A 24,564-nucleotide genomic window follows, 5' to 3' on the forward strand; every position below is an offset into this window, starting at 1 on the left:
GTTAATCCCTCTTGTTCAGCATTTGTTTGCGATAATGACTTGGTGAAAGTCCCATAAGCTTCTTAAATACTTTCGTGAAGTAGCTATGATCCGAGTAGCCAACCATTCCGCTAATCTCAGAGATCGTGGCTGCATCCATGCGCAGCAGTTCTGCCGCTTTTTCGACCCGAATCTTATTCAAATACTCACTGAAGCCTTCTGTATTGTGCATCGTGAAATAGGTGGACAAATATGACGGATTAAAGTGAAAATGCTTGGCAACGTCCGTCAAGCTCAGCGGATCAGCATAATGCTCCACAATATAATCCAGCAGCATTTGCATATTGGGATTGCCTGCTTGCCGCCTGCTCTCGATTCTGTCCCGCGCTTCTGCTATGAACTTATCCAGCAGCTCAGAGGCTTCTCTTATATGCCTCGCTTCTTCCATCCATTTGAAATAATCGTATTTGACTGCATCTAGGTCCTTCACTTCATAGCCCAATCGTCCGAGACTAATCAGAATTGTGAAAATAACATTGCTTAGCAAAGACTTGAATTCATATACACTCGCCTTATAATTGCCAGCCATGCCTGTTACATACTCCTGCAAATTCTCAAACGCGGCGTCGAAGTGCTGCCTATTCAACTCTTCGGTAAACCCGGCAATATCGAACGTCAGATTCTCTCCTGTCGGAACCGGAAGCTCACTATGCAGAATCAACTGCTGATCTGGGAAATAGAAACGGTATTCATTCAGCCTGAGAAAATTATCGCGATAAATAGCCCCGAGCTGGCCAAAGTCGCTAAATACTTTACTTATCGTCCAACCAACATCAAGGCTCTGCTCTTGCGACCAAGCGGCCAGCGACTTACCCGCTAGCGCCAGTCTGCTGCCTATATCTACTTTCTCCGCATTAATTACAAAAACAATGGCATTCGAATTAGCCGGAACGATGACTCTATATTGAAGCTTATCGAATTCAAGCTCAAGCTCACTTATCATTCTCGCCTGTATACGTACTTCTTGCACCTTAGGCTTGTACTGCAGCCTCTTAAGATCGGCACCAAGCAAGCAGAAGCCCTGATAAGGAAAGGTCCCGGCGATGGTGGCAGCGTCATACTCGACATCATAGCCGGACAATTGCTTATCAATCATCGACTCGATGGACCCGGTGGATTCCATCGTTCCTTCCGGCATTTGCAGGGATGGAATTTTGAGTGCGGTGCGGCGAAGAATCTGCAGCAGCTCCTCGGCTTCCAGCTTCGGCTTCAATATGTAATCAGCAACTCCGCTCTGGAAGGTAGAACGAACGTATTCGAATTCTCCGAAGCTGCTCAATATGATGACCTCAATATCTGGGTATTGCGCCTTCACAAGACGCGTCAATTCTTCCCCATCCATAATGGGCATCACAATATCCGTAATAACAATATGAGGCTGAACCTGCTCAATAATCTCCAGCGCTTCCTTGCCGTTAGAGGCTTCTCCGACGATCCGGAAGCCCTCTTGCTCCCAATTCAGATGATGCTTGATCCCTTGCCGAACCAATATTTCGTCGTCCACGATGACGACTTTGCATGCATGCCCCATGAGCGTACCTCCACTATGATGTTATCTTCTCCTCTAGTCACGGGTTACAACCAAGCCAAAGAGTGACGCGAATACCGCTGCTTGATGAGGGGCAATTATGCAGCCCTGCAAATCTTCTAAAGAAGCCCCGAGCGCATCGAACTCGCATTGACTTAGATCAATGCCTGCCAGCTTAGTCTGCGAGAATTGGGCTTGATCCAGATTCGTCTCTTCGAAGGTCGCTTTGACTAAAGTCGTTCTGAAAAAATCCGCTTTGGCAAAAGTCCCCCTCGTAAGCTTCATCTGCTTGGTATTAGCAAAGCGAAGGACGGCATATTCCGCATAGCAGTCCTCGAATAGCACATTTCGCAAAGTACTCTCTGACAAATCCATGCCAAGCAGCTTGCAGTTGCGAAAAGCTACCCGATGCATAATGGCTGCATTAAGGTCCAGATTGGACAAATCACAATTATCGAACAGGACATCTGTGAATTCAGCCTTGCGAAGGGTTGTCCTGCGGAACGCCACGTTCTTGAACAATACGCGATCGAAGCAAACTCTATGGGCTGACTGGTTAGCCATATCGCGGTCTTGAAGAACGCAATCATGAATGCTCCGTTCATCCTCTAATTCATAATCCTCCAGCTCCAATTCGTCCAGATGAGTTGGAAGCTTCGGCAGTTCAATTGCTTCTTTTTTGGCAGACATTCTAATTCCCCCATGAAAATAGTTTTATAAACGTTTATTCACCCGACATTTCGGTGTAAAGAAGGATAAGGAAGGTGAATAACAATGCCAACAATGACAACCGTGACATCGAAGAAACGAATGAAGAACTCTTTTGTGAAAAACTTATATGCCAGATTCCGTGATGATGATGTTCCTGCATTAGGTGCGCAGGTCAGCTATTATTTGATTCTATCCATTTTCCCTTTTCTTATCTTTATCGTCAATCTGCTAGGCATGATCCAACTATCAGGGGATCAATTCCTCCAGGAATTCGTCCAGATTCTCCCTGCCGATACAGGGAACTCTATTCAAGATCTTATGGCAGAAGTGCTGAATACCGGCAGCGGAGCTGTGCTGTCTATTGGTATGATTGCGACTATATGGTCGGCCTCAGGCGGTATGAATGCGATTATTAAGGGACTTAATAAAGCATATGATATCGAAGACGATCGCCCATTCTGGAAGCTTCGCGGCATCTCGCTAATAGCCACTGTCGTCCTCGCAGTCCTTATTCTTGTAGCCATGCTTACGCTTGTATTCGGCAAGGTAATAAGTGACTATTTGACACGTCTCTTGCATACGCCCGACAGCTTGGGATGGGCATGGACGCTGTCTCACTATTTGATTCCTATCGTCGTAATGATTGGCGTATTTACGCTGCTCTACTGGTTCCTTCCCTGCCGCAGGCTTAGCTTCAAGGAAGTCATTCCCGGTGCGCTGTTCAGTACCTTCGGATGGCTGGCGACTTCCGTCGGCTTTCAATTTTACATTAATAATTTCAGCAATTACTCCAAAACCTATGGTAGTCTCGGGGGAATCATTGTGTTATTGATTTGGCTGTACTTGAGTTCTATTGTCATTATTATTGGCGGCGAAATAAATGCAACACTTGCTGATGATAAATAATGTTATTTTTTACCTAATAACAACGAGTGCAACATTAATAAACCTTGCCTCGTTGTTATTGTTGTACACAGACAACAAACTTGAAGGAGTCGATAATTGATGAGAAAAAAATCCGTAGTTATCATAATGATGGTTGTAGTATTAGGTTTAATGCTGACTGCTTGCTCAAGCGCCAATAAAGGCAATGCGAATAAAGAAGAGGCTTACGAGCCGAAGCAGACGACAACCGAAATGGTTGAAGCTATACTTGGATCGGAAGAGCAGCGTCCATTCCTGGATCTGGAGGCTGATATGGTGAAGGAATTGTACCATCTTGATCCAGCCTTGCTTGAAGAGTACACAATCAAGACACCTATGATGAATGTTTCAACGAATGAAATTGCTGTAATCAAAGTAAAAGACGAGAAGGATATTCCTGCTGTAGAGACAGCAGTCAAACAACGTGCTGCAGATGTGCAGAAGCAATTCGAAACTTATTTGCAGGATCAATATGAGAATGCCAAAAACTATAAGCTTGTAACGAAAGGCAAATACGTCTACTTCGCAATTTCTGAGAAAGAACGCGCTGATAAGCAAGTAAAAGTCTTCGAAGATTTCTTCGTTAAAGAATAATCGGCTATGGTATTCAGCAGCCTGCTATTCCTATTCCTATTCTTGCCTGCTGTGCTGCTGTTGTATTTCAGCTCACCTTGGCGAATTAAGAACCTTGTTTTATTTGCGACAAGCCTGATTTTCTACGCATGGGGCGAGCCCATCTATATTGTCATCATGCTCATCTCTACACTAACTGACTACGGCTTCGGCCTGCTCCTTGAGCGGCCGAAGCTCAGTCCTCTGCAGCGGAAGTGGATTGTTGCGGCATCTATTGCCGTTAATTTGAGTTTATTATCTTATTTCAAATATGCCGATTTCCTTATCGGTAACGTCAATGCCTTATTAGGCACCGATATTCCGTTAACGGATCTGCCTTTGCCTATCGGCATTTCGTTCTACACCTTCCAATCTATGTCGTACATCATTGACGTATATCGGGGGACTGCGAAAGCGCAGCGCAACTGGCTCGACTTTGGTACATTCGTCGCCTTATTCCCGCAATTAGTAGCAGGGCCTATCGTCCAATACTCGACGATTGCCGAGCAGCTTCGTCACCGGACAGTGAGCATCGCGATGTTCTCCGAGGGTGTCCAGCGCTTCACCATTGGCTTAGCCAAAAAAGTACTGCTAGCCAACAATATCGGGCTGCTGTGGAATGGGATATCCAGCTCCAGCCCAGATACCTTAACTACCTTAGTCGCCTGGATCGGCATTATAGCATTTGCTTTCCAGATCTACTTTGATTTCAGCGGCTATTCCGATATGGCAATCGGGCTGGGGCTCATGTTCGGCTTCCGATTCAATGAGAACTTCAACAAGCCCTATGTGGCACAGAGCATTACAGACTTCTGGCGACGCTGGCATATCTCGCTCAGCACTTGGTTCCGTGACTACGTCTATATTCCGTTAGGCGGCAATCGCCGTGGGCTATGGATGCAGCTGCGGAACATTATGATCGTCTGGCTGCTTACGGGCATTTGGCATGGAGCAAGCTGGAACTTCCTACTGTGGGGATTATACTTTGGAGTGGTCCTTATTTTCGAGAAATGGGTAGGTCTCGGCCTGCTGAAGCGGATGCCAAGATGGGTACGCCATTGCTATGCTTTGCTGCTCATTCTAATCGGCTGGGTATTCTTCGCTTTTGAAGAATTGCCTGCGATGGGAAGCTATTTCCTTGCTATGGCAGGTCTGAACGGACAGCCTTTGTGGGATTCAGGAGCTTTCTATCTGCTCTACACGAATGCGATTCTGCTTATCGTCTTGATCATCGCTTCTATGCCCGCACCTGCAAAAAGAAAGGGTTGGCTTGCATCAAAGCCCTATTTGGGGCTAGGCTGGCATGGTATTTTATTCCTGCTGTCGGTCGCTTATTTGGTTGATGCCACCTTTAACCCTTTCCTGTATTTCCGCTTTTAATCTAGAAGAGGAGCATGAACAAGATGAAGAAAAGTACGGATCGCATTTATGTTATCGGCTTTGTCGCCATCCTGTTCGTCATGTCCTTCCTGTTCTTCCTGCTGCCTAAGCAGACCTTCTCTGATACGGAGAACCGCAACCTGCAAAGCACGCCGCAGCTTACTTGGGACAATCTATTCTCCAAGAAGTTCGCTGATCAGGCCGAAAGCTTCGTTACGGATCACTTCCCGTTCCGTAACAACTGGGTTGCGGTGAAATCTACTATGGAGCAGCTCCGCTTGCAGCAGGAGAACAACGGGATTTATAACGGCAAGAATGGTTATTTATTTGAGAAATTCGACAAACCGGACTTTGCATTGATCAAGCAGCTCTCCGGGGCAGTCCAGAAGTTTATAGCCAAAAATCCGGATGCGGATATGACCTTCCTGCTGGCTCCTAACTCCATCGGCCTGTACCCGGATCGTCTGCCTTGGCTCGCTTCGGCTTATCCGCAGACGGAAGTTAATACCTTTGTGGCGAAGCAATTACAGGATCGCCTGACTTTTATGGATGGCTTTGATTTTCTTAGCCCGGCGGCTGGCGGTTCCAGACCTATTTTCTACCGTACCGACCATCATTGGACGACTTACGGTGCTTACTTAGCTTACGTCGCTTATGCAGAGAAGATGGGATGGGAACCGAAGCAGGAGAAGGATTTCGACATTAAGACGGTGACGGAGTCATTCCTTGGCAGCTACCATACTCGCAGTCAATTCAATGGACTGACAGCGGACTCCGTTCAGGTCTATCTTCCCAAGCAGAGCCTTGCTAGTGAAGTCTTTATCGCTGACACAGGCGAAACGGTCGAGGGGCTATATGACGACAGCTATCTAGAGAAGAAAGATAAATACTCTTATTTTCTTGGCGGCGTTCATGCCCTTATGACTATTAAAAGCGATGTGAATCCCGCTGATGTGAAGCAAGAGAAGCTGCTTGTCATCAAGGACTCCTATGCACACAGCGTACTGCCCTTCTTGGCGCTTCATGTACCTGAGATTCATGTCATTGATCTGCGTTATTACAACGGCAGCATTAGCGATTATATGGCACAGAACGAGATCAAGGATGTGCTTATGCTGTTCAACACAACAACCTTCGTTGATAATCGCGAGATACTCAAGCTCGCTTATTAGACGGTTGAAGTAAGGAGAGAGGCTTCGACGAACGACGGTTCGTTTGAAGCTTCTCTTTTTTTGTATATATAGGAAAAAACTATAAACTTTATATATTCTATATATTTCACGAATAAGATGAGTTGAATTAGTATGAAGAAAATAAACTTAGCTATCGGGAGGTCAGTTACATGAATAATAGACATGAGGTTCGCAGCCAATTTGATGAAGCAGCACAGGTGTATGATGAGCAAAGAAGAAAACTGATCCCTTGCTTTGATGACTTTTACAATCTATCTGTCTCTCTAGCAAATGCTCCTACGAACACGCCGCGCGTACTCGACTTAGGTGCTGGGACCGGGCTATTCTCGTCCCTGCTCTTGCAGAAATATCCGGATGCCAGAGTGACGCTTATCGACCTTTCGGAGAACATGCTGGCTATCGCCAAGCAAAGACTGCAGCAATTCCCCAATGTCACTTATCTGCTGGATGACTATACGAATTATGAGCAGCGTGAGGGGTTCGACATCATTATATCATCCCTATCCATTCATCATCTCGCAGATCGTGACAAACAAGAGCTGTATCGCAACACTTATTCCAATCTTGCTCCGAATGGTATCTTCATTAATGCTGATCAGGTTCTGGGTCACACTGCGTTTGTTGATTCCCTCTACAAGCAGGACTGGAAGAACAAAGTGGAAGCCAGCGGCTTATCCAGAGCCGCAATACATTCGGCTTACGAGAGAACGAAGCTCGATCGAATGACACCTCTGGATGTACAGTTGAACTGGCTGCAAGAGATTGGATTCACCGATGTAGATTGCATGTACAAGTATTTCAACTTCGCAGTTATGTATGGTCGCAAACCATAGGGATACGTTTATACAAGTTCAAGCCATTCCTCACGCTATAGATAGCATGAGGAATGGCTTGAACTTATGGATTTTTATTATGGCAGCAATCTAGCGACTGAGCTATATTCATTAAAAGCATTCTACCGTCTTCCGTTACAACGCCGCCCTGTAATGCTAATCCTTGTCTACTGCATTCCAGTTTTCTTTGATTTTCATCGACATGTCCGTACCAAACTCCGCGAACAATAAATATACAAACCCAATAACTAACGCGATCATACTGAGGACTAGTGGACCATTACCCACGTATTTCAGCAATTCTTGGAATAGATCCTTATCCCAAGAGGACACATTCGATCCAAAAATAGCAGCGCTCAAATACCTCACTCCATATAAAAACGCAGCAATGCATATAAACACGATACCCGTTGCTCGCTTGCTCATCTTATCGCCCCTCAGCTATATGATTTAACAATAGTCATACTCATTCGAATTTATGAAACAGACTAAGCTACAAGGCACATAGTAACAATTCGTACAACTGCAATTTACTTACTTATTAACTACTTCGCACAAGACTCGTGTCAAAAACTTCCGTAACTTCATTCCGTCTACTTACTAGCTACTAAACCGGTTTACAAACATTTTCCCGAGCAAGATTCACGATATCATCTGTACCGATTTCATTCAGTTTCTCAAACAAGGCTTCCATCCCATGCTCCAGCTTATACTCAACTTCTTCCTTATAAAGTGGAACTAATGTAAAGAAGTGAACAACTCTTTCATCCGAAATTGTTAGATTAAAGAAATCTACTTTAATTTCATCAGCAACGTCCGGAAGGGAAAGAAGCATACTTTGGAATTGTGTATCCTCACTATAAGGTACGGCTGGACTGTCATTATCTAAGGTGTGACCAAGAAAAAGCCAAGTGTTATGTTCATGGGGGAATCTCGCCAATGTTTTCAATGCCTTCACCGGCCAGTAATATCGCTCACTCTGAAATGCCTCATTAGAAACCTTCCATGTAGAAGGCAGGCAGATCATTAGCTCAGCAAAACGGTATTCCTCTGCTCCGTCTGGTACTGTCATGGGTAGCTCACTCATCCCACATGTAATAAAAGTATAAAAATTCCGTTCAGCTGTTGGAGCCACGCTCAGAATATCAATAGACAAATTATCTGACACAATCTCTTTAAACACAGCTTCAATTTCACCGATGTACTTTTCAATATGATTATAAATTTTTTGATAATTTCCAGTTGAATAGGACATATTATCGCTCCTTATTATTAATATGCTTGCTATACTAGTAGAACCTAATTTCCTCCATTATACATGAATCTTGAACTCTCCATTCTATTACACTTAAATTTCAGTTATTTTTCTTTACTCTTCAAAAAAACGATATCCCTCTTGATATAACAATCAAGAAGGATATCGTTCTAAAGTAATTGACTAGTTTATTTGTACTTGTACTACTGATGTTTTATGGACCGTTGTTCCGTCTCCTAGCTGCCCTATAGTATTATCGCCTGTGGCCCATATTGTGTCATTTTTCGTCAGAAACATGCTATGCTCGTAACCGGCAGCTATTGCCAAGACATCCGTTAAGCCAGCTACTTTTACAGGAATATTGCTCTGAACATTCGAACCGATTCCTAGTTGGCCTAAACGATTGCTGCCCCATGACCATGCACTTCCATCACTTTTCACTGCTATGCTATGGGAGCCTCCTGCACTAATCGCAGTTATGTCAGTCAATCCACTTAAAACAATTGGAGTATTTGGCCCAATTAGAGAACCTATCCCCAATTGTCCATTTCCATTGCTGCCCCAACCCCAAACCGTTCCATCTTCTTTCAAAGCTAGAGTATGACTACTACCTGTGGCTAGTGCCTTTACTCCCACTAAATTTTTTGTTTGTATAGGAGTAATGGCATATCCTGTTGTGCCGGTACCTAATTCACCACTCTGATTTTTCCCCCAGCCCCAGACCGTTCCATCTGATTTTATGACTAATACATACGATACTCCTGCTTCCATCGTACGTACTCCACTAATTTTGGCCTGGACTGGCTTTTGTTGGTCAACGTATGTTCCATCTCCTAATTGATAAGCACCATTAAATCCCCATGACCATACGGTTCCATCTTTTTTCAAGGCATAACTGGAGTTTGAACCCGTTTCTATCGCTACAACTCCCGTAAGTCCTGACACTTGTACAGGAGTAGTGCGTTGTGTCTTACTGTTATCCCCCAGCTGACCAAAAGTGTTATTTCCCCATGACCATACGGTTCCATCACTCTTCAGAGCTAGACTATGACTCGCTCCACTTGCTACTGCTATTACATTGGTAATACCTACAACTTGAACTGGCGTTATCTTGTTAATTAAAGTACCATCACCTAATTGGCCAGCACTATTACTGCCCCATCCCCAAACCGTTCCATCTTTTTTGAATGTTAAACTGTGATTGCTACTTGAAAGACCAAGAATATTGCCAGTGCTGGTTGCAATAGTTATCCAGCCTGAACTTGACCACTCTGACCAGATACTTTCATCCTTTACTCGAACTCTCACTTGATAAGTCTCATTCACAGGCAGTGGGTTACTCACCGTCCAGCTTCCTGTAGAAACTGTTGTCGATCCCATAATTTCTCCTGAATCTACAATAACAGAGCCCGTTGCTCTTAATACTTGCACCTGGAAACCGGTATAATTAGTCCATACCGCATCTTCCTGTGACCAGGCTACTATTGGCTTTAAGACATTGGTTACTATCGGATTCGTCTCAGTCCCTAAGGGAGACTTTAATTTCACGATAGGAGCTTTATTATCCTGTACTTGGACCTGTACATTCCTATTAATGTTCGTTCCGTCTCCCAATTGACCTGATCCATTTAAGCCCGAGGCCCATATGGTGTTATCTGCCCTCAGAGTTAGAACATGATTAGCTCCAGAAGCAACTTGAATAGCATCTGTTATTCCTATTGCTTTGACTGGCGTAGTGCTTGCAATCTGTGTGCCATTTCCTAATTGTCCGTAACCATTGTAGCCCCATGACCACACACTGCCATCATTCTTCACTACAGAGCTGTGCCTATCTCCTACACTAACCGCCATTATGCCTGTTAATCCATTTATAACAGTCGGTGTTAGTTGTGTGTTGATAGTTCCTATTCCTAATTGTCCCGTCCCATTGTCTCCCCAGGACCAGACCGTTCCGTCACTCTTCAAAGCCAAGGTGTGACCACTACCAGTTGCTATTGCCTTTACTCCCTCTATATTTTTAGCTTGTACAGCGGTAGCGGCGATTTGTGTATTTCCGGTCCCTAATTGTCCGTAGTTATTGCCTCCCCATCCCCAGACTGTTCCATCTGTTTTTACTATCAATACATGAGATACCCCTGCCTTAATTGTACTTACTCCACTGATGGAAAGGCGAATAGGCTGTAGTCGCTCTACGACCGTTCCATCTCCTAATTGATAGGAGCTATTATCGCCCCAGGACCAGACGGTCCCATCTTCTGCTAAGGCATAACTAGAATACGCACCCGCTGCTATCGCTTTAATACCCGAAAGCCCTAATACTTGTACGGGAGTAGTTCGCTGCGTCCTACTGTTATCTCCTAGCTGCCCCTTCGTGTTCAAGCCCCATGACCACACGGTTCCGTCACTCTTCAAGGCTAAACTATGATTCAATCCACTCGCTACAGCCGTTGCGTCTTCAAAACCTAGAACCTGAACCGCTGTTGTTTTATTACTTGTACTCCCGTCTCCTAATTGGCCGTAACCATTGTAGCCCCATGACCACACGGTTTCATCATTCTTAATCATAAGATTATGCGTTCCAAAACTTGAAATTGAAGGTGTGATCTCTCTACTGCCTTCTATCTTTATCCAACCCGGACTCGACCATTCTGACCAAGTATTCCCCTCTTTTACTCGCACCCTAACTTTATATGTCTCATTATCAGTTAATTCCTTATTAACTTTCCAACTACCTATAGAAGTTAGTGATGGTTCTATAACCTCACCTGAATCTACTATTACAGTACTTTCTGCTTGGAATACTTGTACTTGGAAGCTAGTCCATTTCCCTTGTATGGTATCATCATGTGACCAGGTCTGTAACCAGGTTATCACTGGCTGTAATACTCTGTTTGTTGAAGGAGCTGTTTCCGTTCCCAATGGGTAACTTAGTTTCACAACTCGCTTAATGTTCTCCTGTAGCTGTTCCTGTACTTGCACCAGAGTGTTCTTATCAGTTACTGTTCCATCCCCCAGTTGACCCACAACATTAAGACCTGTTGCCCATGTGGTATCATCATTTTTCAAGAATAAACTATGATTCGATCCCGTGGCCACTTGGATAACATCTGTTATGCCAACTACTCGGACTGGCGCAGCACTTGTATTTTGATTGCCAATTCCAAGCTGACCGTACCAATTATAACCCCACGCCCAGGCACTCCCGTCCTTCTTCAGCGCTAAGCTATGCTTATCTCCTACACTAACCGCAATTACGTCAACTAATCCATTTATAGCCACAGGCGTTAGTTGAGGTTGCGCAGTCATTGATCCTAAGCCAAGTTGTCCTCTCTCATTAAGTCCCCAAGACCAGACCGTTCCATCATTTTTCAAGGCCACAGTATGACCACTACCTGTTGCTATTGCTTTTACTCCCTCTATATTTTTAATTTGTACCGGATTAATAGCAATGTCCTGCGTGCCATTGCCTAATTGGCCATTATTATTTCGTCCCCAGCCCCAAAGCGTTCCATCTGTTTTTATAACTAACACATGTGTAGGCCCAGCGGCAATAACACTTGCCCCAGTAATAGGAATTTGGATTGGACGCAATCGATCTATAGCCGTTCCATCTCCCAGTTGGTAATAACTATTACCCCCCCATGACCATATTGTTCCATTTTCCGCCAAAGCATAACTAGAAGTACCATTCGCTGCTATTGCTATGATTCCTGTTAGCCCTGATACTTGTATCGGAGTTGTGCTCTGCGTTTTGCTATTATCCCCTAATTGACCATTAGAGTTGAAGCCCCATGACCACACCGTCCCATCACTCTTTAAAGCTAAGCTATGATTCCACCCGCTAGATACTGCTATTGCATCGTTTAAACCCAATACTTGAACAGGCTTGGTCTTATTGGCTACGGTACCGTCTCCTAATTGACCGTAGTTATTCGATCCCCATGCCAAGACTGTCCCGTCGTTCTTTATTTTTAAGTTATGCAAATTCGTAGTTGAGATAATGGGCTGGTCTTCTTGCTCTGTTCCTATTGTCAACCATCCAGAAACTGACCATTCTGACCAAATGTGCTCATCTTTTACCCGCACCCTCACTTGATAAGTTTGATTAGCCGATAGATCCTCATTCACCGTCCAGCTACCTGTAGAGGCTGTTGTTGGCTCTACAATTTCACCTGAGTCTACGATAATCGTACTTGATGCATCTAATACTTGCACTTGATAGCGGGTCAAATTACTCAGAGCAGCATCTTCCTGTGACCAGGTTAGTGCTGGCCTTAATACATTGCTAGATGCAGGGGATGCCTCTGTCCCCAACGGGTACTTCAAGTTTACAACAGGTGCCTTGTTTTCCTGTACCTGCACCTGTGTATACCTATCAGTTATTGTTCCGTCTCCTAATTGTCCCATATTATTAAGACCTACTGAAACTATATTCCCGTCTTCCTTCAAAAACAGGCTATGACTTGATCCAGCTGCTACTTGAATAGCATTCGTTACGCCGATCACTTTAACTGGCGTAGGACTTGGACTTTGCGTACCAGTCCCCAATTGTCCGTACCAATTATAGCCCCAGGACCATACGCTTCCATCCTTTTTCAACGCTAAGCTATGCTTATCTCCAGCACTGACTGCAATTACGTCTGTTAACCCGTTTACAGCTACAGGAGTCAACTGCGTAGCATACGTTCCTAGTCCCAGTTGTCCAGAACCATTGAGCCCCCATGACCAAAGCGTTCCGTCCTGCCTCATAGCCATTGTATGACTATGCCCAACTGCTATTTCCTTTATATCTACAATATTTTTAGTTTGAACCGGAGCAACAGCAATTTCCTGCGTGCCATTGCCTAATTGACCATTATTATTGTTTCCCCAACCCCATACTGTTCCATCTTTTTTAATAACCATCACATGTGACGGTCCGGCCGCAATTTTACTCACTCCACTAATAGATATCTGAACAGGCTGTAATCGCTCTACAGTTGTTCCATCTCCCAGTTGATATGAATTATTTTCTCCCCATGACCATACGGTACCGTCTTCTGCTAGAGCATAACTAGAAAATCCACCTGCTGCTATTGCTACAATCCTCGTTAATCCTGGTACTTGTATAGGTGTAGTACGCTGAGTCCTGCTATTATCTCCCAGCTGACCTTTGCTATTTAAGCCCCATGACCAAACCGTGCCATCACTTTTCAGCGCTAAGCTATGATGCCATCCACTTGATACGCTTATTACATTGCTTAAACCATCTACAGCAACAGACGTTGTCTTATGCGTTATAGTGCCATCTCCTAGCTGACCTGAAGCATTGGCCCCCCAGCCCCACACTGTTCCATCTTTCTTTAGAAAGAAGGAATGCGAAGAACCTGGCGATGATATCACAGTAGACTCTACAACACCATTACCCTCTGTTACTATTTCAATAGGATCACTAAACTCTGAAATGTTTCCTGATAGATCAACTGCCGCTACTTTAACCACATACTTCGTTCCTGTTATTAGATCAGAAAGAGAATAATGTGGATCTTTGGAAGTAGCAGTTACTTTATCATTGATATAAATTTCATAATAATCAATACCTTTATTATCTACGGAAGGGCTCCATTCCAGCTCAACCGAAGACTCGGTCACCTGTGTCGCTGCCAAATGAAGTGGCTTACTTGGAGGCTCTTTATCTTCACTTGTTGCGGTTATTATACTATCGCTAAATGCTGATTTATTCCCCATCCTGTCTATGGCTCTTACTTTAAACGTATACTCTGTATTAGGCTTCAGATTGGTTATTACATAACTAGTCGTAGTAGATGTACCAGCTAGTTTCCCATCCGAATAAATCTCATATTGTGCTACGGCAACATTATCAACCGATGGTGACCATGTTAGTTCAATGGACGTATCCTTAATTTCTCCGATAACTAATTGATCTGGCTTGCTAGGCGGTATTAGATCTAGCTGCACTGGACCAGCAATACCATATCCCCAATACCAGAAGGATTCATCCTCTGCTTTTGCTGTTATATAACTATCTTCCGTTATATTCAAATATTGCATACGTGGGAGTATTACTTTCACAGGAGCCTTTTTATTTTCTTGATCTCCTACTCCTAATAATCCGCCCACATTATTTCCCCATGCCCAGACAGAAGCATCATTGGTAATAGCCATTGCATATTTATATAAGCTGGAGCGATGACTTGCATATATTTCCCTTACATTAGGCAGAGCGACAAGTTTGGCAAATTGCGAATGTGTAGCATCTGAATTTATTCCTAACTGTCCACTATTATTTTGTCCAGCAGACCACATCGCTCCACTGCTGGTCAAAGCATACGTATTGTACTCTGATGCGGCAATATCGATCACATTCTTCACCGTATCATCATAGTTATATCTGAATAGGCTTGGACTCAATGCATATGGCTCTAAGTCTTCTATTGGTCTAGTGCCATTCCCGAGCTCTCCCGAGCTATCAGAACCCCAAGCATGAACCTCACCTGTAGTTGTTAGGGCAACACTATGGAAACGTCCAACGGCTATTTTGGTATAAGAGCTGGTACTCTGCACTTTAACTGGGGTATCATACTGCCCGCCTTTAACTCCAATTCCTAGCTGACCGTGTGTGTTTAACCCCCAAGCCCATATCGTTCCATCGTTTTGAAGTGCTAAAGAATGCCCTCCAGGGCCCAGAGCTAACGCAGTTATACCATTTAATTGAGTAATGCGAGTCGCAGAGGGACTTGTCTCACGATCGACAGGCTTTATGTTCCAAACCGTCCCGTCCTTCTTAATTGCATAAATATGACCTTCCTCAACGTAGAGTTTAGATACATCCGTCAAAGCAGATATCTGAAGGGGTGTTTTACTATTAAAAGGAATACCTCCCCATCCCCAAACAGTACCATCTTTTTTAAGAGTAACTACCGTCTCGCTCGTTTTATAAATTTTTGCTACATCTTTAATATTTTCAACTAATTCTGGATTGTTTCGATTTGTAGTCGTTCCGTCTCCTAACTGTCCCCAGAAATTATTTCCCCATGTTAGAACATGGCCATCTGGCTGCAAATACACACTAGAATTCCCATAAATAAAATCTGATTCAGATAGTGTCTCTACATAATAGACATCACTTTTTACAGAATAATTTTCTGCCTCATCATAAGCAACTATTTGAAAAGCATAGGTGGTATTCGGTCTAAGGTTGCCGAAGTAATATGTCTCTTCCGTAGTTTTTCCGATTCTAACGCCATCTTTATACACATCATAGCCAACGACACCTAGTTTATCAGTCGCACCCGACCAAGACAGGGTCAGCTTATTGTGCTTCAAATCAGACACGAAGAATGTCGTAGGAGGCATAGGAGCAGTACCGTCGTACTTGATGTGCCTCTGTACTGCAGCACTAGCATTCCCCGCCCAATCTATCGTTCTTGCATAAATATCATGTCTTCCTTCTTCCTCAATCATTTCTGGTCCCATGTAGTCGTCCCATGCGCCATCATTGATCTTAAATTCCAACCGTCTAACCGAGCTATCCCCATCCGCTCCGCCAGACAATTCGAAAGTAACTTCTTCAGTAAACCAGCCCTCATATTGCGTAATACCTTCTTCATTCTCAGTAAGCCATTCGTCATATTCTGTAATAATTAAGGGAGATGTAGGGAGTGTCTTATCAATTTGCACAGTATCCTCTACAATCTCACTAACATTTCCCGCATAATCAATAGCACGAGCATACACTTTTTGATTCGGGCTGTTCACCACGAATGGATGTGTATAGTCCAACCAAGGAGCATTCTCGTCCATACGGTATTGTGTCTTTTTAATACCACTTTGCTCATCTATGGCATTGGCGATTGTTACGGTTACTTCTGTATTCGTCCAACCATGAGGATCAAATATAAGAGATGGACTCTCTGGTGGGATAGTATCCACATTAATTTTGGTTTTTTTAGTTTTTTCAATATTACCAGCCTTATCCTTCGAACGATAATGAATAACATTTCCAGCCGGCTCCGTTATTGTGAATGGTGCTGTATACTTAATCCAGGTTTTTGCTCCATCTATACTATATTCCGTATACTCAATTCCAGACTGATAATCGACCGCTGTAAATTGTACCGTTATCGTGCCAATATAGTAATTATTCTGGCCTTTCTCTCCTTGAATATGGATAGAAGTATCTGGCGCTGCATTATCCGGTTTTACACTAAACTTTTTGGTTTTAGCAGGCTCAACATTTCCACTATTATCGATTGAGCGATAAGTTATCGTATAGGCTTTACTCTCCGTCAAAGTGATCGCTTCTGAGTAAGTGCTCCAACTAGCCCCTCCATTAAAACTATAATGGGTACTAGAGACCCCGCTGCTATTATCAGAACTATTTAATAGGATTTGCACTGCCCCGTAGTAGATTCCATTAGCCCCCAGATGACCATTAATAGTGATGGAGGTAACTGGCGGCTCCGTATCAGAAGCCGCCCATAGTTGATTTGGAACAATAACCATTAAACAAGACATAAATATAAGAATTAACTTCTTCAATATACTAACCTCCGAATGTGAGCTAGTGATGCGGTATGTTTAAATATCTGATCGTTCAACTTCATGCCACAACAAATCAAATAAAACAGGTGGATAATAGTAAGGTGCAAGCCACATGTAGGAGAGATCTTTAGATGGAATGCCTAAGTAGATAAAACCTTCTGAATCTTTTTGAATTTTCCATCGTCCGCTCGCAACTGCTTTCCCAGATTCCACTAAAGAAATAGCTTCTGTCCAGTTAAATTCAATACCTTTATTTAGTTCAATTGTCTTAATAAAGTTATCGTATTTTACTAGTATTTCTTGATCAATTTCTGTATCTAATTCAGAATCCCAGACCTCATTAAAGGCCAAACCTTTAATATTCGCATCAGATATAATTTTCTTGAAATGATCTGTCACATAGACACTAACATTTACTTCTTCGCGAATTTTAAAAATTAATTGATTCTCGACTTTTTCTTTATGAAAATATCTAGTATTAAACCCTCCAAAATATTCATTTAAAATTAATGAGAATTCAGAACGATGATAGTCAATACATTCAAGCACATTAATTACATTCACAGCATAAAGTTCGTTGCCTCCGTCATCACTGAGTGGTAGAAACTGGACGGAATTTTCAATATGAGGTTTTAATAAATCAACTGCTTTTTTCGAGAACACAGGTACTCCTGTTAATAAGTTGAAGAAATTATCGTACTCTCCTTTTTTTACTATACTTACTTTAACCGTTTCCCAATTCAAACGGGGAATACCATTGAAATATGTTATTTCGCCGTCTATATTGCTGTCATTTAAAGTAATTATCGGACTTTTAATATCGGAAACTAGTTGCCATATTTTCATATTCTCATCTCCTTAAATTATAATTTACCTATTATCATCTTCCCACTCAGAAGATCCTCCCGAATTTTATATAATTGTTCTTTAACCATTTTTTCACTATGTTTTACAGGTGCAATCATTTGTAGTACATAATCATAATAGTTATAAGAATGACCGCCATTATGAGTGGATGCCTTCCAAATAAGTAAAGTATCATTATCTATAAATTCAACCGTATTTTCGCCTTTCTTCATAGGTAACCATACTCCATTTGCAGCAGAGTTTACATCAATGTGCAATTTTTTTAATATTTTTCTTGCATCTATCGCTGATTGTCTTGCTTTTGCTGTTGCAGCCACAATATGATGCGCAGCCCAACCAGTAACTCCATTTTCCAATGGTGGCTCCTTTATTCCAGCCTCTACTAATGATTGTCCTAATATCTTACTAGGAGATCCTTTAATTGCTGCCGGTATTATACTCAAATCTCCGCCATTATATTCTTTTAGATTACATACCAAGTTATGTGTATATATACTTAACTCTGTTGCGAAATAAGTGTGATATTCATCGACAGTCATATTGTATACAGTCGCCTGTTGTTGCCTTATCTCAATATAATCAATAGGTAATAGGGTAGACTCTTTTGTCTCTAATAGATCGCCCTCACGCAATTCACTAGCTGTTAACCACCCTTCACCGTATATCCAGAACGGATGGTTATCTGTCGTGAAAATTTCTTGACCATTCGCCTTTATTACGTATAACTCTTGGACCTCTTTAGTAAACTTATATACGACCGGTTTATAGGCGATCTCACCAGTCTCATCATTTTTAGATAAAACTAAATCTCCAATTTCAATCTCTTCTATTTTTTTATTGCCATCCTCGGTTACAACAACCGTTCCTTCAGCAAAGCAATTACATACTGCACCTCCAGTTGATCTAGTAAACTTCCTTAGTCCAGCTATTTTCTTGGCATTTGCAGCTACTTCTACATAAGGAATCATAGAAGCGAATGAAATGAGCGAGTTCTGATAATCACCTTTAAATAGGTATAGGACACCATTCAGACCATCAGCTGGAGCTCCTAATATTGGAATGAAACCTATATTACTAAAAGATTGATGTATATTTTCTATAATAGATTTATTAGGGTCGTAAACCTGATTGCTGGCACTATGCCAAAATTTCTCCAACCCACTAAGACCATACATCGAACCTCGCCACTTGTCATAACTAGGTGGTTCATTAATGTCTCGAATATAAGTTATATAGTAATTCCAGCACGCTTGACACCCTTTTGAATTTTTACTAGTGATCAGAGTTTTATCATTATCTCTTTTTGGAGCAATTGGTATCCAGTTATATTCGAGTTCTGGATTATTCGAGACCATAACCCTGTAGGAAACTGAATATTTCTTCTTTCCTTTTGGATATACAATAACTATGTAGTTACCGTTTTTTGCATAATACTTATATTGGTTATTATGATAGGCTCTGTTGGCGTAGACATCCCTGTTCTGTGTTATTTGACCGAACCAGGTAATAGGAATCCATTTGTTCTGAATATTAATTTCAGTTGCATAAACAGAGCTGTCAGATATGTCATCCGCAAAGACTTCAACTATGAACTTTGTATCATTAATATTTTTGTTCTCATAAGACCAAGTAGCTTTACCATTTGCGCCAGGTGTTGCATCAAATGATTTGGTACTCATATTCGCCACGCGTCTCAGAGATGTATTTTCTGGCTCGCTGCTATATAAGATTTCATTAATATAGAAGCCAGCATAATACTCGTACTGATTGAAGAGAGAGTATTCCAAATGCTTTGTTCTACCTAGAATATCATTTTGAACTTTTATATAATACTTTCCTGCAGGCAGATCAAAGATGGAACTGCCTTTGTCGCTAAAATAACCATACGGCGTACCGTCTTCCGTTTCTATCACTCCAGAAGCAGTACCAACATTAATATTAACTTGTTTGTTTTCAGCTAAATTCAACACAAAATAATCCACATCATACAAGGATGTTATCATTAGATTATTATTATAGGGATCTGATTCAACGAAATCGCCCCAGTTAACTGCTTGCGCCCTCTCCTTGGAACCGTTAAAACTATCCTCTATCGTAAATCTAGTATTCAGTTCTTCCGATGACAAGGTATTCTTTACCACAATGTAATACGCAGTTCCCGCTTCTAGACGGTATTCAAGCTTGGAGTATAATACCCCGTATGGTTTACTTCCCTGCACATCATCATTGGAAGCCAGCAAATTGCTCAAGGATTGATTAGAATAAAGCGCAATTTCGGTATCCTGACTTCCTCCTATACTGAGTGGCGAAGCAGAAGTGAAGAGCCTGTACATCCCTGTCTGGCTAGGCGTAAATTTGAGCAGGCCCTTTATTCCTGGCGGCATGGATATATCCTCTGGAGTACGGTTATTAATAACTATTGCAGTCTGTTGCTTAACCGAGACTAATAGGCGGGCATATACCTTGCTATTATCAAAACCATGTATTTTGATAAAATAAGGCTTGCCTTTTTCCAACGCAATAGAAATCTCGGAGAATACAGAAGTAGCAGAATCATCATTGTATCCGCCAGATACGAGATTTCTCAGGTTGATATCGCTATAGATGGATAATTGGGTATCATTCTCTCTATTATTCGGATTGCCCGCGTAAAAATTCGTAGAAACAATAAACTGCTCATCGTCCGTCGGAACAAATACATACACATTACTATCCTTATTGCTCTCAGATACATCAACTGGTTGATTTAACTGAATGTAAGGTATACTTGATTTAATGACTTCTGCCATTATGCTCGCTTCCAATGATTCGTCTCCGAATGATGACAACGTCACATAATAAGTTTCTCCACCAGTAAAGCTTTGTTTAATCTCGGAATAAGCCGTTCCGTTGTAGTCATCATTACTTGCGACTATCTGTGTGAGGTTGCGATCCGAATAAACGGTCAGCTTCGTATCACTTGAAAGACCTGTGCCTTGGTTTTGGCTTGTGAAAATTCGATAGATGCCATCAGTCGCTGGCTTAAATACAAATAATTGCTTTGATGATTGTTGACTCACATTAATAGAAGCATAGACGATAAGCTCCTGTATGACTGTCGTTGCAGTGATTTCAGCATAAGGACTTATGCCGCCATCTGCGTAGTGAGCCGCTACAGCCAGTCTATACTCCGTAAGCGGTTCTAAATTATTGAAAATATAGGTCGTTTCTGTTGTTGTACCGACGTTAACTCCATTCAACAAAACTGTATATGAAACAGCATTCAGAGGTGGAGACCAGCTTAATTTAATGCTGTTGGCTGAAGGATTGACTCTTAAATCCCCAGGTGCAGGATGCCCCAGTCCTTCCACATAAACGGTAAATATATCATCGTCTACGCCAGTTGGTCTCGCAGGATATTTATATTTAATGATATAAGTACCCGGTGTAGTATTTTTGGTTGTATTCCATACATAGCGAATAGTTTGATCCAACACTGGATTCTGGATAATCTGAGAAGCAATAATATTAGATGGATCATTCGATGGATATACAACGATTTCAATTCTTTCATGAATATTATTCCCGTTGAGATCCCCATTTAGCTTGACTGATACCTCCGCAGATTCGCCTGCCATAATAACTTGTCCATTACCAGTCTGGTCGTATGAAGCAATACTAATATCCCCATCACCTGATGGAATCCAGATGTTCTTATCTGCAATTTCTTCTTCATCTGTCAGAGGCGGAATGGCCTCTGTGGTTATATTCAAAGCCTTCGCCACATTTATTAATCCAGAGCCATACTCGTTCGCATCACCCAAATAAGTTGAAGAGCTAGTTAATAAACTTTTCATTTCATTCAAGGTTAATTGTGGTTGTCTGGACCATATTAAAGCCGCAGCTCCACTCACATGTGCCGCTGCAATCGAGGTTCCAGATGTAACACTATAGCCACCATGTTTAGCCGTAGTTAAGATATTAGTTCCTGGCGCTACCAAATCTAGCTCAGATCCCGTACTCGAGAATGTGGATCTCTTGTAGGAAGAATTAACAGATCCAACTGCTAAAACCTCTTCATATAATGCAGGGTATTGAATCTTATTCTCGCCTTTTCCAATATTACCCGCTGCTGCTACGATAAGAATCCCATTCTCTTCTGCTTTCTGGATCGCTTCCTCCAAAGCTTTACTATAATCAGAACCTACAAAGCTCAAATTAATTATTTTTACGCCTTCATTAATAGCCCATTCTATACCTTGTATCACCGAGCTGGTATACCCTCTACCATGACTGTCCATCACTTTAACAGAATACAAATTAACATTATTGGTAATTCCCACAATTCCTTTTACATCATCAGAGGCTGCTATAGTACCAGCTATTTGAGTACCATGCCCATTGTCATCATTATAGCTTCCACTTGATTCAACGAATGATGCCCCGCCCTGAATAGTTAGCTCAGAGTGCTCCGCAATACCTGTATCGAGGACAGCTATAGGCACCTTGTTTCCGCTATTACTAGTGCTAGCATTAACTGTATAGGCGCCAGTTGAATATATTCCCCATGGAACTTGCTGTACATTTGAATTAATGATATTTTCATTTACTTGCTGTTGTGAATTACTAGATGTACTAATTGGATGATCAATTTCAATAGACTCTACCAAAGCTTGCGCCTTCAAATCTTCTACTTGAGATGCCGTTAACTCGACAGCAATCGAATTAATCAGATTAAGCTGTGCCACTCCTTCAATCGCACTCTCTCGCATGCTTTCATAGAAAGAATCGGAAATGGTTTGAGATTTATATTGATTCGTCTTAAGACGAACGATATATCGTTCTGTCGGCAATCCATAAGTCGATTCAACGACGGATAATATAGAGTCTACTTGGTCTGATAAATCATATACTTCTAATTCTTGATCTTCTTCACCAACATTAGCACCCATAGTTGTGCTTGGAGAAGAAGCTACGTATTGAAGATTATTAGGTAATAGTAAAGAAAGCAGAACCAATAAAACAACAATTTTTTTAATGTACAAAACCAATACCTCCATTAGTTAATAACGATAATTTCCCCCGCACAAAAACCTTGATATTTCCTTTTCATCCTTTCTGAATTGAAATTGGATTATATATTTAATTGATTTAAATATAGTTCTTAATACATATTTAAACAAGGATTATAAACGAATAATTGTATATTTAAGCAAATTATTATTTCAATATTTTTAATGTAAAAGGGAAGAGGTGAAGCCCTTGGCTTCACCTCTTCCCTATCTGGCATTTATTTTATCAGCTGCTGGCTTTCAAATGTTTTTTCTACAATAAGCTGGACAAGGTCCTGCTCTCGGTTATGAAAAAAGAAATGGCCGCCATCCATGTCCGTATAAGTACAGCTACCGCTCACATGGATAGTCCAATCTTGAATGCCGCCTTGTACGCTATGATCATCTACCCCATTAAATATATGGGTAGGGCATGCAATTAGACGTGACTTGTCCTTATGCTCATGTTCATCCACAATCTTGAAGTCATTGCGCAAAATAGGGATATAGATTTCTCTTATCGTCTCGCTCCGCAGCAATTCCTCAGAGATCGCACCGTAGGAGACGACCTTGTCAATGAATGCATCATCATTCAACGAATGAATCGGCAATCCCTGACGTCTAATCTGCGGCGCTGAACGTCCCGATAGGAATAAACTTATAGGAAGAGGCGCTCCCCTTTCTTGCAACAAATGATAGAGCTCATAAGCAAGCAGGCAGCCCATGCTGTGACCGAATATAGCATAAGGCCCCTCATCTAGCTGCTCCAAAAGCATCTGGCAGAGATCCTCTACTCCTTCGGTGATAGATGAATATTGCGGAACCGCCATCCGCTTGCCTCGACCGGCGAGCTCAAGCGGATGGCATTGAATCGTATCAGGCAGCAAGCTTTTCCATTTATAATAATAGTAGGCCGATGCTCCTGCATAAGGAATACAGAACAGCTTGAGCGGTGTTATAAGACAACCTCCTTTTTGAGTGCCAGCATTTCTGATACCGTCACCATCCTATACCCTTGTTCAATCAGCTTTGGCAGAAAGATCGACAAGGCATCCACCGTCTGCTGCCGACCCTCCTTCATGCCTTCAATGCTGTCATGCATTAATACAATGCGTCCGGGTGCTGCATGATCAAGGACACAGCGTACAATTTGATCTACGCCCGGCAGGCTCCAATCCTTCGTATCCAAGGTCCAACCCTTGCCCCATGACCATAGAATCGGTTGATATCCGCACTCCTCGATGATGTTAAGGGCGTTATTGCTCAAATAACCATAGGGTGGCCGGAAAGAGGTCGAGTGAATGCCTAATGTCTGATCAATTGCCCATCTTGCTTGCATAATTTCGGACCTGACCTCTTCATCACTAAGAATGGATAAGTCCGCATGAGAATACGTATGATTGCCAATCTCATGTCCTTCGGCAACCATTTGCTGCGCTAGCTCGCAACAAGAAACCTCCAGATTAGATACAAAAAAAGTAGCCTTTGCTTCATGCTCACGCAGAACGGTTAAAATTTTCGGCGTAAATACGGGATGAGGTCCATCATCAAAGGTTAGCGCAATGACCCTCTCTTCGGTATCTACATCGCAAATAACATCAAAATAATAGAAATGTCTTTTATCATCATTCAGCAAATCTATCACCTC

Annotated in this window: 14 protein-coding genes; 5 read left to right on the top strand and 9 right to left on the bottom strand. The window is 42.2% G+C overall.

Going from position 1 to position 24,564, the window contains the following annotated elements; translation table 11 throughout:
• Nucleotide 1: 1 nt before the first annotated feature.
• The gene (locus AC50YO_RS08380) at nt 2-1,570 is read right to left on the bottom strand and encodes a response regulator transcription factor (protein WP_494845884.1); all 1,569 of its coding nucleotides are present in this window, start codon (nt 1,568-1,570) and stop codon (nt 2-4) included.
• 33 nt (nt 1,571-1,603) lie between these two features.
• Nucleotides 1,604-2,257 carry a pentapeptide repeat-containing protein gene (locus AC50YO_RS08385; protein WP_494845888.1) on the bottom strand — a complete coding sequence of 218 codons (654 nt, stop codon included), beginning with the start codon at nt 2,255-2,257 and terminating at the stop codon, nt 1,604-1,606.
• A gap of 84 nt (nt 2,258-2,341) precedes the next feature.
• On the opposite strand from AC50YO_RS08385, the gene AC50YO_RS08390 reads away from it, so the two are divergent.
• The 5 genes from AC50YO_RS08390 to AC50YO_RS08410 all read left to right on the top strand — a co-directional run bounded on the left by AC50YO_RS08390 (nt 2,342) and on the right by AC50YO_RS08410 (nt 7,220).
• The gene (locus AC50YO_RS08390; protein WP_494845892.1) at nt 2,342-3,184 is read left to right on the top strand and encodes a YihY/virulence factor BrkB family protein; all 843 of its coding nucleotides are present in this window, start codon (nt 2,342-2,344) and stop codon (nt 3,182-3,184) included.
• 99 nt (nt 3,185-3,283) lie between these two features.
• Entirely contained in the window at nt 3,284-3,796 is a 513-nt protein-coding gene (locus tag AC50YO_RS08395; RefSeq protein ID WP_494845895.1) for a DUF4358 domain-containing protein, read from the top strand.
• A gap of 6 nt (nt 3,797-3,802) precedes the next feature.
• Entirely contained in the window at nt 3,803-5,194 is a 1,392-nt protein-coding gene (locus AC50YO_RS08400; RefSeq protein ID WP_494845897.1) for an MBOAT family O-acyltransferase, read from the top strand.
• A gap of 23 nt (nt 5,195-5,217) precedes the next feature.
• Nucleotides 5,218-6,366: a DHHW family protein gene (locus AC50YO_RS08405; protein ID WP_494845900.1), complete on the top strand. Its 1,149-nt coding sequence runs from the start codon at nt 5,218-5,220 to the stop codon at nt 6,364-6,366.
• Between the two features lie 170 nt (nt 6,367-6,536).
• A complete protein-coding gene (locus tag AC50YO_RS08410; RefSeq protein ID WP_494845903.1) occupies nt 6,537-7,220 on the top strand; it encodes a class I SAM-dependent methyltransferase in 684 nt (227 codons plus the stop codon).
• A gap of 156 nt (nt 7,221-7,376) precedes the next feature.
• Here the strand turns inward: AC50YO_RS08410 and AC50YO_RS08415 are convergent, their stop codons facing one another.
• The 7 genes from AC50YO_RS08415 to AC50YO_RS08445 form a co-directional block, all read right to left on the bottom strand.
• The gene (locus tag AC50YO_RS08415) at nt 7,377-7,646 is read right to left on the bottom strand and encodes a hypothetical protein (protein ID WP_494845909.1); all 270 of its coding nucleotides are present in this window, start codon (nt 7,644-7,646) and stop codon (nt 7,377-7,379) included.
• Nucleotides 7,647-7,827: 181 nt separating this feature from the next.
• Nucleotides 7,828-8,475 (bottom strand): suppressor of fused domain protein, encoded by a 648-nt coding sequence (locus AC50YO_RS08420; protein ID WP_494845912.1) that lies wholly within the window; start codon nt 8,473-8,475, stop codon nt 7,828-7,830.
• Between the two features lie 183 nt (nt 8,476-8,658).
• The gene (locus AC50YO_RS08425; protein WP_494845915.1) at nt 8,659-17,016 is read right to left on the bottom strand and encodes an RCC1 domain-containing protein; all 8,358 of its coding nucleotides are present in this window, start codon (nt 17,014-17,016) and stop codon (nt 8,659-8,661) included.
• Between the two features lie 39 nt (nt 17,017-17,055).
• Nucleotides 17,056-17,865: an imm11 family protein gene (locus AC50YO_RS08430; protein WP_494845920.1), complete on the bottom strand. Its 810-nt coding sequence runs from the start codon at nt 17,863-17,865 to the stop codon at nt 17,056-17,058.
• Nucleotides 17,866-17,882: 17 nt separating this feature from the next.
• Nucleotides 17,883-22,925, bottom strand: a complete 5,043-nt coding sequence (locus tag AC50YO_RS08435; protein WP_494845924.1) for a S8 family serine peptidase — start codon at nt 22,923-22,925, stop codon at nt 17,883-17,885.
• Between the two features lie 230 nt (nt 22,926-23,155).
• Nucleotides 23,156-23,911: a thioesterase II family protein gene (locus AC50YO_RS08440; protein WP_494846433.1), complete on the bottom strand. Its 756-nt coding sequence runs from the start codon at nt 23,909-23,911 to the stop codon at nt 23,156-23,158.
• The gene (locus tag AC50YO_RS08445; RefSeq protein ID WP_494845929.1) at nt 23,872-24,561 is read right to left on the bottom strand and encodes a polysaccharide deacetylase family protein; all 690 of its coding nucleotides are present in this window, start codon (nt 24,559-24,561) and stop codon (nt 23,872-23,874) included. Before AC50YO_RS08445 ends, AC50YO_RS08440 begins: the two co-directional genes overlap by 40 nt.
• Between the last annotated feature and the right edge of the window lie 3 nt (nt 24,562-24,564).

The sequence above is a fragment of the Paenibacillus sp. J22P59 genome (assembly GCF_059383895.1).